Below are 15,788 nucleotides of genomic sequence, written 5' to 3'. Positions count from 1 at the left end.
AAAGAGAGGATTCTCAAATGAAAATCCTCTCTCGTTTATCCCCGATTGGTTTAACTAATAATCAGTGGGGATGAACAAAACCCCCACTGATTAAAGTTTCACTTTATGCTGCAACTTTTTTATGAGTATGCTGTTTTCTATGACGTCCACGCATTGCATATGCAATTTGCGGGATTGCGATACCGATTAAAATAAGTGATACACCGAACCATTGTGAAGATAGTACAGCTTCTTTTAAAACGAATACAGACATAATAGTTGTAACTGGTAGTTCTGCTGCACCAAGAATAGTCGCTAATCCAGAACCGATTTTTGGAATGCCAATTGTAAAGGCAATAGACGGAATAACGATACTAAATATTCCTAATCCTAAGCCATATTTCCAAAGCCCTTGAGAAATGGCACCGTTCATAATAAATGTTGGCGGGAATACGAGCATTACTAAAGTTAAAGCACCAGCCATTAAAAGAACACCGCGCGGTAATGAAGGCACTTCAACAGCAACTTTTCCGCTCACGAAAATGTATGTTGCGAATGTAACGGCAGATAATAAACCTAAAATGATTCCAGTCGTATCGAAATCACCTGCTGATTTTTCTAGTAAACCACTTGATAAAAATGTACCTACAAGTAAGAAAATAACCGAAATAACTTTTTCTCTTGAAGGTAATGTTTTCGTTGCGACTGCTTCAATGATAATCCCAACCCAAACGAATTGGAATAAAAGTATAATTGCAATAGAAGCTGGTACAGTTTTTAATGAAGCGTAATAAAAAATTCCAGTGAAGCTTGCCGATGTTCCTGCAACGAATAAAATTAACGCTTGTTTTAATGGAACACGGTGTCTAGAAAATAGAAGTGTAATAGTAAGCAAAATAATCCAACCGAACAAATATTGGCTACCAATTACCTCTCCGAGTGAAAATCCTTCTGCATATGCAAGCTTAACAAAAATAGCTAAAATCCCATAACTACACGCTCCTAATAAAACTAAAAGAGAATAACGAAGCATGAAAAATTCCTCCCATCTATATGAAATTGTTCCGTAACGGACATATATAACTAGAGGGAAGTATACAAAATTAAAAATAAAGGGTCAACTGAAAGAAAAGTGCGACATTTTATAGAATAATAATAAAAGTATGATATTTATGCATAATCTTGAAATTAATAATAATTAAAGTATTGTAAAATCAGTGTTACATTGTATAAAGACAGCATTTGAAAAAAATATTTTTTCAGGTCAATATGTGTGAAGTTGATTGTAATGTGCTAAGTATTTGAGAAACTGTGATACCTTTGTTATGTTAGTAACAACTAGAAAGAGCTTCATAATTCAATTGAGATTGTTCTATATAATAGAAGGAAATGAAAACGTTTTATTAGAAACTGTTTGAAAGAGTAGTTTTTCTTATTATCACGTTGTTAAAGTGAGTTCACGAATTGTTCATAGTATTTTTATGTGTTTTTGCTACAATATGTAAGGAGAGGAGTGGAATCATGCAAGATATTAGTATTTTTTTAGCGTTTGGCGCTGGGTTTTTATCATTTATTTCCCCATGTTGCTTACCGCTTTACCCGGCATTTTTATCATACATAACAGGTATGTCGGTTTCTGAATTGAAAGAAGAAAATGCAATGCTTCGCAAAAGAAGTATGATACATACAGCGTTTTTCTTACTTGGTTTTTCAATTATTTTTATTGCGATTGGATTTGGTACAAGCTTTATCGGAGGCATCTTTACGGATTATAAAGATTTAATTAGACAGTTAGGTGGTATATTTATCATCGTGTTCGGTCTTATAATTGTCGGTGTGTTTAAGCCGAAGTTTTTAATGCAAGATCGTAAATTTACTTTTAAGAATCGTCCGAGTGGTTATTTTGGTTCAGTTCTAATTGGATTGGCATTTGCTGCAGGGTGGACACCATGTACTGGCCCTATTTTAGTGTCTGTAATTGGATTAGCTGCAACAAATCCAGAATCGGCAATGATTTATATGATTGCTTACATACTTGGATTTGCTATCCCGTTTTTCGTACTTTCATTCTTTATTACGAAAATGTCTTGGATTAAAAGAAATAGTATGGCTTTCATGAAAATCGGAGGATACATTATGATTGTCATGGGGATATTCTTATATTTTAATTGGATGACGAAAATTATCGTATATTTCTCAAGTTTATTTGGTGGTTTTACCGGTTTTTAGTATTATTCTGTGAAAATGTTGGAAATACTAACGGAAAAGCATATAATGAAAGTATATTTTGCATATAGCCACAAAAAAGGATGAGAAAATATGAACATAGTTCTTTTATCAAGTATCGTTGCTGTTTGTATGGCTGTCGGTGCGATGTTTATTCGTTTAAAAGCAGCTAAGAAACCCGCAACATTGAAAAAAATTATACTTCCACCATTTTTTATGAGCACGGGAGCATTGATGTATGTTTTTCCTGAATTTCGATTAACTCCAGCGGAAATGTTAGAAGCTATTGGCGTTGGTTTGTTTTTCTCTATTTTTCTTATTAAAACATCTAAATTTGAAATTAGAGGGCAAGAGATTTATTTGAAGCGTTCAAAAGCATTTGTTTTTATATTAATTGGATTACTTGTAGTGCGAATTGTATTTAAAACATACTTAAGCCAATCTCTTGATTTAGGACAACTTAGTGGCATGTTCTTCTTACTTGCGTTTGCGATGATTGTGTCATGGAGAATTGCGATGTACCGTTCCTTTACGAAATTACAGAAGGAAATGGAAAAAGAAGACGGTTTTTATAATGAAAAAGATATGAAGCTAACTTAAAACTGTATATGTATTAAATAAAAAGACAGCGCCAAAAACGCTGTCTTTTTATTTATATTGTTAACATCCTCTGTTCCAACCGCGACGTATAAAACGTTCACCATTAAAAAAATAATTTAAGTTTGGTGAGACGAATGGACCGATAAACGGAACGATGTTAGGTTCTGAAGTCTCATCAACAGGAATTGGTGGTTTAGTAGGGTCTGGTCTGAGTGTATATCTAACTCACGCAGTATTTCGGACAAGGCCATTTTGTGGCTCGCTTGTTACTTGTACGATGAAGCGAACGATAACGGATTCCCCTGGATTGACAGTTTCAATAAGAATACCAATAGCTGGATTACTTCCAGGACGTAATACGCCGTTTACTGTTACTGAATCCTGATAGAAAGTAACTTCAGGAGGTAGTGAGTCGGTAATGAGTAAATTATTTGCTGGTATAGTGCCATTGTTAGTGAAGGTAAGTGTATATGTTATGAAGTCACCAAGCTGGGCGCTATTTACATTTGCAGTCTTAATAAATGTGTTTGGCTCATTCGGGTTTACTTCTATCGTAATTGGTGGTGTTGTTGTCGTTGTTGTGACGGGTGGTCTAGTAGGATCAGGCTGAGAAGTATACGTAACTGATGCGATATTTGTAATCATTCTATTAGTTGGGAGTGTAATAACCTGTACTTGGAATGAAATAGTTACTGATTCTGATGGATTCAAGGTTCCAACTGGAATTCCTAATGGTGATACGGATGCGACTGCAGATATATTTGTTTTAAATGGTAGTGCACTTTCAGGACCTAACAATGCTAATCCAAACTTTTTCGCCTCACAAGTTAATAATTATTTAGGGAATTTAGATACAGTAGGTAGCTTTGCAGACCGAAATATGCCTATTGGAACTGCTGCAACGAATCGGCGTGCTGAATTTGATGTGACGAATGTTCCTGCGAACGGTGTATTAACAGCGGGATCAACTTCTACGTCAGTTAATATTCCAAATACATTTGATTATATTTATGCTGGTGCTGTAGGCTTGCAAATAGAGTTAGGAGAGGCTCGTCTAGTTGCTACAAAATCAGTAACTGTAAGTTAAAAAAGATTGCCATAAGCTAGCAATCTTTTTTTACGAAGGGTATTTTGTTAGTAAAGATTGATAATTAGAATAATCAATCTCTTTTTCTTGTAGTTTTTTAACTAAAAATTTATGATCACGCTTTGGTGTGGCGATAATATATCCTTTAATAATTAAATCTTGTGTAATTTTAGAGGCATTTTCTTGTAATGCTAGTTCCCCAATTTTACCAGCAATTTTTGATTTAGCAACATCACGAAATAGTTCAGGAACAGGGCTTACGAGTTCTTCTAATAATTGTTTCTGCTCGTTATCCCATAAGTGTCGTGTTTGATCAATGTAGTGTGCTTCCCAATCTAAAATAGACATGCCGTCTTCTTTCGGTAATCGTTTTAAAAATTTTCTGAACATAAAGTATCCACCGATAGACATAAGTCCTAATAAAATTACAGTCCATAATACAATGAACCAACTGAACCATCCTTCGAGCAAGTATATCCCCCCTTAATGATTGCGGTCTTCTTTTATTCATATTATAAACAGTGAGATTCATAGAAAGCAAGAACGCTTGGTCAATTTGACCAAGCGTTATAGTTTAAACGAAGTATAGTTGTTCAACACATAAATTATTATTATCGTCTTCAACGTACTCAATAATAAGTGTGCCAACTTTACGATCTTTATCTTCAGTTGTGAAAATAGAGTAAGAAGTAAAACGCGCTGTTGATAGGCCGCTTATATGTGTAGGTAAAGAAATGTAGTCGTTATCGCGGAAGAATTCCATTAGTTCAATATCTTCAAATTCTTTTCGGTCAACTTGTTTGTTTGTATAGCGGCGTTGAAGTTGTTTTAAAGATGCATTCCAAGAAATTGCTTTTGTGTCGTATACCATTGTTCTATCTCCTTACTGTATGTAATTATTAAGAACATACGTTCTAATTTAGTATACTCTTTTTATAAGAAAAGGGAAAGCAAAAAATAATGTAAGCTTGGATTTCCAAGCTTACATTATTTTGCGTCCGTCATAATCTCTATTTTTTATTATAAGTTACATAAGAATAAGAAACAAGGTGATATATATTATGTTGATAGTTTTCAAAATTCTGTATATTATCAATGTATTATAAGAAAAGGGAATGAGAGGGATGGTATACGTAATTTCACTTCAAGGACCGATGGCAAGTGGAAAAACAACATTGGCCAAAAGCTTAGAGCGATGTGGGCTTTCAGTTATATATGAAAATCCTTATCAAATTGTAGAAAAGCGAAAAAAATTAAATTTGGATATGTGTACAAAAGAGGGATTTATTACAAATCAAAAAATGTTTATTGAAGCAAAAATAAAAGAGGTTCAAAATGTGAAAAGTTCAGTCGTGATTTTTGATCGTGGGCCAGAAGATATTGAATTTTATACACTCTTTTATCCGAAAGTGATAGGGAAAGAGTGGGATATAGAAACAGAATTAAAAGATGAATTGTATAAATTAAGAGAATGCCGTTCGGATGCAATTTTTTATTTAGACGTTTCGAAAGAGAATGTATATGATAGAAAAAATAATGATATGACAAGAAATCGAAGTACTTTTGAGGAACAATTTAAATTAGTAGAAACTGAAAAAGAATGGTATAAACAATTTCCTGTAACTTGTGTGGACACGAATACATTAACAGTGGATGAATTAGAAGCATATTTTATGGGCTGGTTAAAGGAGAAAGGACTATGAAAAAAATATTATTATTCGTATATCCAACATTTGCGGAGTTTGAAATTACAGTAGCAACAGCATTGCTGAAAAAGAAATATGAAATCATTACTGCGGGTTTAACAAAAGAATTGATTATAAGTGAAACAGGCTTGCAAGTACAACCGCATATAGAATTAAGTGAAGTGCGTGTAGAAGAATATGAGGGGATTATTATTCCAGGCGGAGATGCAATACATATGAAGGGTGCGGAAGTACTCTTTTCACTCATCCGTCAATTTCACGAACAAGAAAAATTAGTAGCTGCTATTTGTGCTGGACCGTATGTGCTAGCAAAAGCAGGCTTATTCAAAGAAATCTCGTATACAGTGACTATCGATTATAAAAAAATAGATTGTTTTCCAGTAGAAAATTTTGTGTATGAAGAAGTTGTGCGACACTCAAATATTATTACAGCACAAGGACATGCTTTTGTACCATTCGGAATAGCAGTTGCTTCTTATTTTGGAGTAGCGAACGAACATAATACAAATTTTTATGGTGGCAAGGGCAATATGATGATGGAGAATCTTTTACCGGAAAACGTGTAAAAGCTAGCATTTGCTAGCTTTTTTCTTTTTTACATTGATAAATCGCTATCGTTTTCGGATCGCGCCATATACCGTTGTGAAATGATAATTCATTTTCTATTTCTTCTTTTAGCCATTCCTTCATTTCAGTGTGAAGATATATATTATCAGGTATATTCAGGGACGGAAACATGCTAGAAATATAGTTTATAATTGGAGAGGCATGATGGAAAACGAGTGCATTATGAATAATTGTTTCTTCAACAGTTGAAAAAACAGATTGTAGTATCTCTTTACCATTTTCTGAACAAAATGGAGCTACCGCTACTGATGTTTTTGGTAAGTCAAATGCGTCTAGCATGCTGTTACACATTTCAACTATACGAGGCATTGAAACTTTGGAATTTGTTGTAGCTAAAAGTGCGCCGCCGGGACGAATTACTTTATGGAATCCTTGAATTGTTTTTTCGACATCTTTCATGTGGTATAGCATATGCCTTGCGATTACCCAGTCATAACAATTAGCGTCGAAAGGAAGTTTACTAGCATCGCCCAGTTTCCATTCAATTATTTTATTCTTTATTGCAGCTTCAGAAAGCATAGTTTCCGATTGATCAAAGCCGGTTAGATGTCCTTTATGACCGTTTGTTTGTAAAAGGGAAAGGAATTTTCCATTAGCGCATCCGACCTCTAATATTTTTTCTTCTCCTTGGAGTTGTAAATGTTCCATGACGACTTCATCTACATTCACTCGTTTCTCTTCAAAATGTTTATGCGTATTGATACGTGTTTGTAAATGGTTGCTTACGCTGTATTGGCGTTTTACATCATTCATTTTTTCACATTCCACCTTTATGCAAAATTGCTGGATTGCATGTGTTAATACGTCTGTTTTATTTAAACTTTCGTAATGGAGTGCTGCTTCAAATCTTTCAAGTAATTTTTCTTCAATTCGAAAATGAATATCTTTTCGCTTCGCCACTGAAATTTCGCTCCTTTGCATCTGTTAGTGAGACTATAGCACGCTTGAAAAATTTATGTAAATAATTTGTGTACACAAATTGAGAAGATGAAAAAATTGTTTGAATATTATTTTAAACTATTGACGATTTAACCGTTTTCATATATTCTTAAATTAAGTAATATTCAAATAATTCAAAAGAAATGAGAGAGTCACATGCTTCTTCAAGGAACACATCGAATTGGTCGTATGGCCATGCTGTTGGCACTTGCGGATGAGAATGAAAGCCCTGTATTATCTATTCCAAAAGGTTGGAAGTATTGTACGGGGAAAGTGGGTTCTATGAATTCGCAAAAGGTTGTAGCAGCAATGGAAACAGCGGCGAAAAGCACCCAAGTTATTGAAACAGACGTTTACAGAGAAACACATGCACTTTATCATGCAATAATGGAAGCTTTGTACGGAGTGACGAGAGGTCAAATTCAGTTAGCAGACGTTCTTCGTACAGTAGGACTTCGCTTTGCGATTGTGCGCGGTAGACCATACGACGGAAAAAAAGAAGGCGAATGGGTTGCTGTTGCATTATATGGAACGATTGGTGCACCTGTAAAAGGATCTGAGCATGAGGCGATTGGTTTAGGAATTAATCACATATGATTTGCCCATAGTCTATTAGTTAGAAGGGGGCCTTACTTTTTTAGGACAGAAGTCTGTCTTAAAAAGATAAGGTCCCCTTTTGCCTTTATAAGGAGGAAAAAGAATGATTACGCTAACAGGACACACATTGACAGTTGAAGAAATGAAGAGGTTGTTACTTGAAGGTGAAGGTGTAACAGCTTGCCCAACTAGTATGCAAAAGGTGGCAGAGTGCCGCGAAGTTGTCGAGAAAATTGTAGAGGACGGAAAAGTTGTTTACGGTATTACAACTGGTTTTGGAAAGTTTAGTGATGTGCTTATTCAAAGAGATGATGTAAAGGCACTTCAGCACAACTTAATTCAATCACATGCATGCGGGATAGGCGACCCATTTCCTGAAGAAGTATCACGCGGTATGTTAATTTTACGAGCGAACACGATGCTTAAAGGAGTATCTGGTGTTAGACCGCTTGTTGTAAATATGCTTCTTGAGTTTGTAAATCATAAAATTCACCCAGTCGTTCCGCAACAAGGTTCACTTGGTGCGAGTGGCGATTTAGCACCTCTATCTCATCTTGCTCTCGTTTTATTAGGGGAAGGTGAAGTGTTCTACAAAGGAAAACGAGTTCATGCGATGGTCGCTCTTACAGAAGAAGGACTTGAACCTATTGAACTTGAAGCAAAAGAAGGTCTTGCGTTAATCAATGGTACACAGGCGATGACAGCGCAAGGAGTTCTTTCTTATATAGAAGCTGAAGCAACGGCTTATCAATCTGAATTAATCGCTTCTATGACAATTGAGGGATTGCGCGGCATTATTGATGCATTTGATGAAAATGTTCATAAAGCGCGTGGTTATAAAGAGCAAGTAGAAGTAGCCAGCAGAATTCGTGACATTCTTCATGATAGTAAATTAACAACAAAGCAAGGAGAACTTCGGGTACAAGATGCATATTCACTTCGTTGTATCCCACAAGTACACGGTGCTTCTTGGCAAGTTTTAAATTACGTGAAAGAAAAATTAGAAATTGAAATGAATGCAGCGACAGATAACCCACTTATTTTTGATGGCGGGGAAAAAGTAATTTCAGGTGGTAACTTCCACGGACAACCAATTGCATTTGCCATGGACTTCTTAAAAGTTGGAATGGCAGAACTTGCAAATATTTCAGAGCGTCGTATTGAACGCTTAGTAAATCCGCAATTAAATGATCTACCACCATTTTTAAGTCCAGAGCCAGGACTTCAGTCTGGTGCAATGATTATGCAATATGCAGCGGCTTCACTCGTTTCAGAAAATAAAACGTTAGCACATCCGGCGAGTGTAGATTCAATTCCATCGTCAGCTAACCAAGAAGATCACGTGAGTATGGGGACAATCGCTTCACGTCACGCACATCAAATTATTCAAAATGCAAGACGCGTTCTTTCTATTGAGATGATTTGTGCGATGCAAGCAGCAGAATATCGCGGTATTGAAAACATGAGTACAGTAACGAAAACGTTCTATCATCAAGGCCGTCAGCAAGTACCTTCTATTACAAATGATCGCATATTCTCAACGGATATTGAAAATATCACGCATTGGTTAAAAACGAATTATTCGATAAAAGAAAGATTGGATGTAAACGCAGCACTATAAAACAAGAAAAGGGAGAGATTGAAATGGAAAAAGTACAACAAACAATTCGTGCGGCAAGAGGTACTGAGTTACAAACGAAAGGGTGGGTTCAAGAAGCTGCACTTCGTATGTTAATGAACAATTTAGATCCTGAAGTTGCTGAAAAACCAGAAGAATTAGTTGTATATGGCGGAATTGGCCGTGCAGCTCGTAACTGGGAAAGCTACAATGCAATTGTTGATTCATTAAAAACGTTAGAGAGCGATGAAACGTTACTTGTTCAATCAGGAAAACCAGTTGCAATTTTTAAATCACATGAAGATGCACCTCGCGTTCTGTTAGCGAACTCAAACTTAGTACCAAAATGGGCGAACTGGGATCACTTCCGTGAACTGGAGAAAAAAGGTCTTATGATGTACGGCCAAATGACAGCTGGTAGCTGGATTTACATTGGAACACAAGGGATTTTACAAGGAACATATGAAACATTTGGTGAAGCGGCACGTCAACATTTCGATGGATCATTAAAAGGTACAGTAACACTTACTGCTGGTTTAGGTGGTATGGGTGGTGCGCAACCTCTTGCTGTAACGATGAATGGCGGTGTTGTGATCGCTATTGATGTAGATAAGCGTAGTATCGATCGTCGTATTGAAAAGAGATATTGTGATCTGTATACAGAATCATTAGAAGAAGCATTAACTATTGCGAACGAGTATAAAGAGAAGAAAGAGCCAATTTCAATTGGGTTGTTAGGAAATGCAGCAGAAATCTTACCTGAGTTAGTGAAGCGTAATATTACGCCAGATTTAGTTACGGATCAAACATCTGCTCATGATCCATTAAACGGTTATATTCCAGTAGGTTACACGTTAGAAGAAGCAGCGAAACTTCGTGAAGAAGATCCAGAACGTTACGTACAATTATCAAAAGAAAGTATGAAAAAACATGTAGAAGCAATGCTTGCTATGCAAGAAAAAGGCGCGATTACATTTGATTACGGAAATAATATTCGCCAAGTTGCTTTTGATGAGGGTTTGAAAAATGCATTCGATTTCCCAGGATTCGTTCCAGCATTTATCCGTCCGTTATTCTGTGAAGGAAAAGGACCGTTCCGCTGGGTAGCGCTTTCTGGTGATCCAGAAGATATTTATAAAACTGATGAAGTAATTTTACGTGAGTTTGCTGATAACGAGCATTTATGTAACTGGATTCGTATGGCTCGTCAACAAGTTGAGTTCCAAGGTCTTCCATCACGTATTTGTTGGCTTGGTTACGGTGAGCGCGCAAAATTTGGCCGCATCATTAATGAAATGGTGGCAAATGGCGAATTGTCAGCACCGATCGTTATCGGTCGTGACCATTTAGATTGCGGATCAGTAGCATCTCCAAACCGTGAGACAGAGTCGATGAAAGACGGCAGTGATGCAGTAGCAGACTGGCCAATTTTAAATGCATTAATTAACAGTGTAAACGGTGCGAGCTGGGTATCTGTTCACCACGGTGGTGGCGTTGGTATGGGTTATTCACTTCACGCTGGAATGGTTATTGTTGCAGATGGAACAGAAGCAGCAGCAAAACGTATTGAGCGCGTATTAACTTCTGATCCTGGAATGGGTGTTGTTCGTCACGTAGATGCTGGATATGACTTAGCTGTTGAAACAGCGAAAGAAAAAGGCGTTAACATTCCAATGATGAAATAAGGAGGAGAAAACATGCTGGACACTTTACTAATAAATATCGGTCAATTACTAACAATGGATCAAGAAGATGGCTTGTTAAGACGGGAAGCGATGAACACGCTTCCTGTTATTGAAAACGGTGTAGTTGGAATTGAAAACGGCGTAATTACTTTCGTTGGAACAGCGGAAGAAGCAAAAGGGCTTCAGGCGAAAGAAGTTATTGATTGCGGCGGGAAAATGGTTTCTCCTGGTCTTGTTGATCCGCATACTCATCTTGTATTTGGTGGATCACGTGAAAATGAAATCGCGCTGAAATTACAAGGAGTTCCGTACCTAGAAATTTTAGAACAAGGCGGAGGTATTCTTTCAACTGTAAATGCAACGAAGCAGGCGTCGAAAGAAGAACTTGTTCAAAAAGCGAAATTTCATTTAGACCGTATGCTATCTTTCGGTGTGACAACTGTAGAAGCGAAGAGTGGTTACGGATTAGATGATGAGACAGAATGGAAACAATTAGAGGCAACTGCGCAATTACAAAAAGAACATCCAATCGATTTAGTTTCCACATTTTTAGGTGCCCATGCAGTTCCGAAAGAGTATAAAGGTAGATCAAAAGAATTTTTACAATGGATGTTAGACTTACTGCCAGAAATGAAAGAGAAGCAATTAGCTGAATTCGTCGATATTTTCTGCGAAACAGGTGTGTTCTCTGTAGAGGAATCAAAAGAATTTTTATTAAAAGCGAAAGAGCTTGGCTTTGATGTGAAAATCCATGCAGATGAAATCGACCCTCTTGGTGGTGCGGAAGCAGCAGCTGAAATTGGTGCAGCATCAGCGGACCATTTAGTTGGCGCTTCTGATAAAGGAATTGAAATGCTTGCAAACTCTAATACAGTAGCGACTTTATTACCAGGGACAACTTTCTATTTAAATAAAGAAAGTTTTGCACGTGGACGCAAAATGATTGATGAAGGTGTAGCGGTTGCTTTAGCTACAGACTTTAACCCAGGTAGCTGTCCAACTGAAAACATCCAGCTTATTATGAGCATTGCGATGTTGAAACTGAAAATGACACCAGAAGAAGTTTGGAATGCCGTAACAGTTAACTCTTCTTACGCAATTAATCGTGGTGATGTAGCTGGGAAAATTAGAGTTGGTCGTAAGGCAGATTTAGTTTTATGGGATGCTTACAATTATGCTTACGTACCGTACCATTACGGCGTAAGTCATGTAAATACAGTGTGGAAGAACGGTAATATCGCATATACAAGAGGTGAACAATCGTGGAGCACGGCCACTATTTAAAGAAAAATGCAAAATTTATTGATCGTGAAGTAACGAAATGGAGTGAGATGATTAAAGATTGGGAGGAAGGCGTAGAAATATTCGGTGCAGCCTTAATTGGTGCACCCCTTTCTAAACCATCTATTAGTCATTCAGGGGCATGTTTTGCACCGAAAACAATTCGTGCGATGTTAGATGCATATAGCACGTACGCAATTACAGAAGAACACGATATGAAAGAAAGTGTTCTTCATGATTGCGGTGATATTACGATGCATGTGACAGATTTAAAAGAAAGTCATAACCGAATTGCGAAAACAGTTGGTCACTTGACGAAAGTAAACCCGAAAATGATACCGATCGTTCTTGGTGGTGACCACTCGATTAGTTTCCCGAGTATAACAGGTTTTGCAAATAGTAAAGGAAAGGTCGGTATTATTCAATTTGATGCCCATCATGATTTACGCAATTTAGATGATGGTGGTCCATCAAATGGTACACCGTTCCGTAGTTTACTAGAGAATGATGTGATTACAGGAAAACAACTCGTTCAAATCGGAATTCGTAATTTTTCAAATGCACGTACGTACCATGAATATGCAAAAGAGCATGGCGTGAAAGTGTATACAATGAAAGATGTAAGAGAGCGAGAAATAAAAGATCTTATTTCAGAAAGTATTGAAGTATTAAGAAAACAAGGTGTGACTTCTATTTATATTTCTCTTGATATGGACGTATTAGACCAAGCGTTTGCGCCAGGCTGTCCAGCAATTGGTCCTGGTGGAATGGATAGTACAACTTTACTTGATGCAATTGAATTCCTTGGTAAAGAGCCACTCGTTCAAGGGATGGATATAGTCGAAATTGATCCAACTCTTGATTTTAGGGATATGACGAGTAGAGTAGCTGCGCAAGTGATTATGAGTTTTCTTTTAGCGCGAGAAACGATTAGTAAACAGGTTAGTATATAAGCGAAGAATTGTGCGTGTGAAGTTTTGAAGTAACCGTTTTTGTCTTTCATGTTGCACATTATATAAAAATACATCGCTACTTATATGTAGTGATGTATTTTTTGTTTTACAAGGTATATAAAATTGGAGGAAAAGGTAACAAAAATGCGGGTTTTTTAGTGTTTCTGTACAGATTGAATTTTTATGTGTAAATAAATTGACATGGAAAATATTTTTGTGATATTATAAAAATTTTGCTAAAAAAATAAATGTGTGTTATGCTTGAGAAGGTTACCATATATGGAGGTGGATTATTTGTTTCAAATTGGCGATAACATTGTTTATCCAATGCACGGAGCAGGTATAATTAAAGCCATAGAAGAAAAGGAAATTTCAGGAGAAAAACAACAGTATTATGTTATAAAAATGTCGGCTAGTAATATGGAAGTAATGATTCCTATGGGGAAAATATTGAATTCAAATATACGACCAGTTACAACTCTAAAGGCATTAACACACATAATAGATGTTTTTCAACATGGAGAATCAGATAGATTACTTACGTGGAAACAAAGGTATAAATTGAACACTGATAAAATAAAAACGGGTAAAATACAAGAAGGTGCTGAAGTTGTACGTGATTTATTACGTATGCAGAAGGAAAAAGCACTTAATGCAAGCGAAAAGAAAATGTTAGATAACGCACATGAATTTTTGATTAGTGAACTGGGATTAATTGAAGGTATCACAGAAAATCAAATAAAAAGCTTTTGTTAAGATTCATTGTAGATAATGTATTACATCCCAAAAAAGATCTTGAATTTTTTGGGAATATAATTATAGAGAATCAATCATTTCAAAGACATTCAACTCTTTCAAACCACTTTTAGAGCATTAACCTCTTTTGTTATTACTACAATCTAATCCATTTTTATTTTTTAATTTCTTTTACGAATGTTCGAGGTTTAATTAAATAACTCGATAAAATAGTTACTTGATTTTTGCAATCCTGATTCACACTGGCACGGACGAGGAGCCGTAAGGATGAAAGAGAGGTAGGGCTTTCATTGTTTTAGGTATATAAGTTATTATTTTTAGAAGAATACTGAACCACTCCCACTTCTATTGTTAAGAGATTTTCCATATGTGAGGAGATAATAATTGTTTATTTTCTTTATGTAAAAGAGATAAACGAATTGTTAGCCTTATATGGTCAACTAAAAAAAGGTTTCATAATTAGGAAACCTTTTTAATTTTTGTTTTTATCATTCTGTTTGTTTAATATTCGAATTTATAATGGCAAAGACGTATAAATTGACGTTACTATCTAAAAGTAAGTATGATGCGATTGTAGTAAGAATTTTTTTAGGGGGAAGAAAAATGACAAGTTCAAATAATAAAGCAGCGAGTATTTATGAAGGAACAAATATAAACGCTTGGGGCTCTTTTGAAAATATTGAAAAGACGAAGTTGTTTGATCCGATTCAAATAGGTTCTTGGTCTCTTCGTAATCGTATAGCAATGGCACCGATGACGAGATGTTTCGCGGATAATGAAACAGGAGTAATTGGTGCTGATGTAGTCGAATACTATAGAAAACGTGCTGCTGATGGATTGGGATTAATTATTACAGAAGGAATTGTTATTAGTCCGAGAGCAAAAGGGAATCCAGGAGTACCAGGTATTTACACACAAGCGCAAGTCGATTCTTGGAAACCTGTTACAGAGGCAGTACATAAAGAAGGCGGAACGATTATTGCTCAAATATGGCATGTTGGCCGTATGAGTCATCACGAAATAATTGGTGGTCAAATGCCACAAGCACCGTCTGCAATTGCTGCGGAAGGGAATGTTCCGCGTTTTCGTAAACCGTTTGATACACCAGAAGCAATGACGTTAGCAGAAGCAAAAGAAGTTATCGGTCAATACGCACAAGCTGCGAAGAATGCGATAGAAGCTGGGTTTGATGGAGTAGAAATCCACGGTGCACACGGATATTTAATTGATCAGTTTACTTATGAGTTTGCGAATAAGCGTACTGATCAATACGGGGGAGACTTAAAGCAAAGGTTAACGTTTATGAAAGAAGTAACGGAGGCTGTAATAGAAGTGGTTGGAGCTGATAAAACACTTCTTCGCTTCTCTGCTTTCAAAGGTGATAATCCTACTTATATGTGGGAGAACCCTGAACTTGCAATTGAAACTTTTGTAAATATGTTCAAAGAAGTTGGATTAACGATGATTCACCCTTCAACGATGAATTATACGCAAGTTATTGCTGACGAAATGAATTTTCATCAATTAGTAAGAAAGTATTGGGATCGTACTATCGTAGGAGTAGGTAATTTAAATCCGAAAGAGGCAGAAGAAGCACTGCAAGAAGGAACAATTGATGTAGCGGCATTTGGAAGACCATTAATCGCTAATCCGGATTTTGTTCATCGAATTAAAAATGCTGAAAGTTTAGTTGAATATGATGCGAAAGAGCATCTTGCTACGTTAATTTGAATA

Annotated in this window: 15 protein-coding genes and 3 pseudogenes; 13 read left to right on the top strand and 5 right to left on the bottom strand. The window is 36.3% G+C overall.

Annotated features, from left to right (window positions below):
- Nucleotides 1-103: 103 nt before the first annotated feature.
- Nucleotides 104-1,012 carry an EamA family transporter gene (locus JDS80_RS08195; protein WP_071747707.1) on the bottom strand — a complete coding sequence of 303 codons (909 nt, stop codon included), beginning with the start codon at nucleotides 1,010-1,012 and terminating at the stop codon, nucleotides 104-106.
- Between the two features lie 322 nt (nucleotides 1,013-1,334).
- On the opposite strand from JDS80_RS08195, the pseudogene JDS80_RS32100 reads away from it, so the two are divergent.
- The 3 genes and pseudogenes from JDS80_RS32100 (at nucleotide 1,335) to JDS80_RS08185 (ending at nucleotide 2,805) form a co-directional block, all read left to right on the top strand.
- Nucleotides 1,335-1,484, top strand: a pseudogene (locus JDS80_RS32100) (peptidase T).
- Nucleotides 1,485-1,500: 16 nt separating this feature from the next.
- The gene (gene ccdA / locus JDS80_RS08190) at nucleotides 1,501-2,208 is read left to right on the top strand and encodes a cytochrome c-type biogenesis protein CcdA (RefSeq protein WP_071747706.1); all 708 of its coding nucleotides are present in this window, start codon (nucleotides 1,501-1,503) and stop codon (nucleotides 2,206-2,208) included.
- 90 nt (nucleotides 2,209-2,298) lie between these two features.
- Nucleotides 2,299-2,805, top strand: a complete 507-nt coding sequence (locus tag JDS80_RS08185; protein WP_001028439.1) for a CcdC family protein — start codon at nucleotides 2,299-2,301, stop codon at nucleotides 2,803-2,805.
- A gap of 60 nt (nucleotides 2,806-2,865) precedes the next feature.
- Here the strand turns inward: JDS80_RS08185 and JDS80_RS08180 are convergent.
- Nucleotides 2,866-3,534: pseudogene (locus tag JDS80_RS08180) on the bottom strand (DUF7507 domain-containing protein); the annotation flags it as partial.
- A gap of 1 nt (nucleotide 3,535) precedes the next feature.
- Here JDS80_RS08180 and JDS80_RS31380 point away from each other — a divergent pair.
- A pseudogene (locus JDS80_RS31380) lies at nucleotides 3,536-3,892 on the top strand (hypothetical protein); the annotation flags it as partial.
- Between the two features lie 30 nt (nucleotides 3,893-3,922).
- Here the strand turns inward: JDS80_RS31380 and JDS80_RS08170 are convergent.
- Together JDS80_RS08170 and JDS80_RS08165 are read right to left on the bottom strand one after the other, a co-directional pair.
- The gene (locus JDS80_RS08170) at nucleotides 3,923-4,363 is read right to left on the bottom strand and encodes a DUF2621 domain-containing protein (RefSeq protein WP_071747705.1); all 441 of its coding nucleotides are present in this window, start codon (nucleotides 4,361-4,363) and stop codon (nucleotides 3,923-3,925) included.
- A gap of 103 nt (nucleotides 4,364-4,466) precedes the next feature.
- Complete coding sequence (locus JDS80_RS08165) at nucleotides 4,467-4,763, bottom strand: hypothetical protein (RefSeq protein WP_000262392.1); 297 nt, start codon at nucleotides 4,761-4,763, stop codon at nucleotides 4,467-4,469.
- A gap of 244 nt (nucleotides 4,764-5,007) precedes the next feature.
- On the opposite strand from JDS80_RS08165, the gene JDS80_RS08160 reads away from it, so the two are divergent.
- Together JDS80_RS08160 and JDS80_RS08155 are read left to right on the top strand one after the other, a co-directional pair.
- Nucleotides 5,008-5,595, top strand: coding sequence for an AAA family ATPase (locus JDS80_RS08160; RefSeq protein ID WP_116733505.1), 588 nt, complete (start codon nucleotides 5,008-5,010; stop codon nucleotides 5,593-5,595).
- Entirely contained in the window at nucleotides 5,592-6,164 is a 573-nt protein-coding gene (locus JDS80_RS08155) for a DJ-1/PfpI family protein (RefSeq protein WP_071747703.1), read from the top strand. The genes JDS80_RS08160 and JDS80_RS08155 overlap by 4 nt, the downstream gene beginning before the upstream one ends.
- A 13-nt stretch (nucleotides 6,165-6,177) precedes the next feature.
- On the opposite strand, the gene JDS80_RS08150 is transcribed toward JDS80_RS08155, so the two are convergent.
- Nucleotides 6,178-7,125 (bottom strand): class I SAM-dependent methyltransferase, encoded by a 948-nt coding sequence (locus JDS80_RS08150; protein WP_071747702.1) that lies wholly within the window; start codon nucleotides 7,123-7,125, stop codon nucleotides 6,178-6,180.
- 195 nt (nucleotides 7,126-7,320) lie between these two features.
- Here JDS80_RS08150 and hutP point away from each other — a divergent pair, with 195 nt between their 5' ends.
- The 7 genes from hutP (at nucleotide 7,321) to JDS80_RS08115 (ending at nucleotide 15,785) form a co-directional block, all read left to right on the top strand.
- Nucleotides 7,321-7,761: a hut operon transcriptional regulator HutP gene (gene hutP, locus JDS80_RS08145; RefSeq protein ID WP_000926520.1), complete on the top strand. Its 441-nt coding sequence runs from the start codon at nucleotides 7,321-7,323 to the stop codon at nucleotides 7,759-7,761.
- A 103-nt stretch (nucleotides 7,762-7,864) separates the two neighbouring features.
- A complete protein-coding gene (hutH, locus tag JDS80_RS08140) occupies nucleotides 7,865-9,382 on the top strand; it encodes a histidine ammonia-lyase (protein WP_199637961.1) in 1,518 nt (505 codons plus the stop codon).
- 23 nt (nucleotides 9,383-9,405) lie between these two features.
- Nucleotides 9,406-11,064, top strand: coding sequence for a urocanate hydratase (hutU, locus tag JDS80_RS08135; protein WP_071747700.1), 1,659 nt, complete (start codon nucleotides 9,406-9,408; stop codon nucleotides 11,062-11,064).
- A gap of 12 nt (nucleotides 11,065-11,076) precedes the next feature.
- Nucleotides 11,077-12,348 carry an imidazolonepropionase gene (hutI, locus tag JDS80_RS08130; protein ID WP_000887557.1) on the top strand — a complete coding sequence of 424 codons (1,272 nt, stop codon included), beginning with the start codon at nucleotides 11,077-11,079 and terminating at the stop codon, nucleotides 12,346-12,348.
- Nucleotides 12,327-13,298, top strand: a complete 972-nt coding sequence (gene hutG, locus JDS80_RS08125) for a formimidoylglutamase (RefSeq protein ID WP_071747698.1) — start codon at nucleotides 12,327-12,329, stop codon at nucleotides 13,296-13,298. Before hutI ends, hutG begins: the two co-directional genes overlap by 22 nt.
- Nucleotides 13,299-13,592: 294 nt before the next feature.
- On the top strand, nucleotides 13,593-14,054 hold the full coding sequence (locus JDS80_RS08120; protein ID WP_000486322.1) for a CarD family transcriptional regulator: 462 nt from the start codon (nucleotides 13,593-13,595) through the stop codon (nucleotides 14,052-14,054).
- A gap of 603 nt (nucleotides 14,055-14,657) precedes the next feature.
- A complete protein-coding gene (locus JDS80_RS08115) occupies nucleotides 14,658-15,785 on the top strand; it encodes an alkene reductase (protein ID WP_071747697.1) in 1,128 nt (375 codons plus the stop codon).
- The last annotated feature ends 3 nt before the right edge of the window (nucleotides 15,786-15,788 follow it).

The sequence above is a fragment of the Bacillus cereus group sp. N8 genome, assembly GCF_016483685.1.
Taxonomy (GTDB): domain Bacteria; phylum Bacillota; class Bacilli; order Bacillales; family Bacillaceae_G; genus Bacillus_A; species Bacillus_A proteolyticus.
This window is presented reverse-complemented; position numbering and strand designations above follow the sequence as displayed.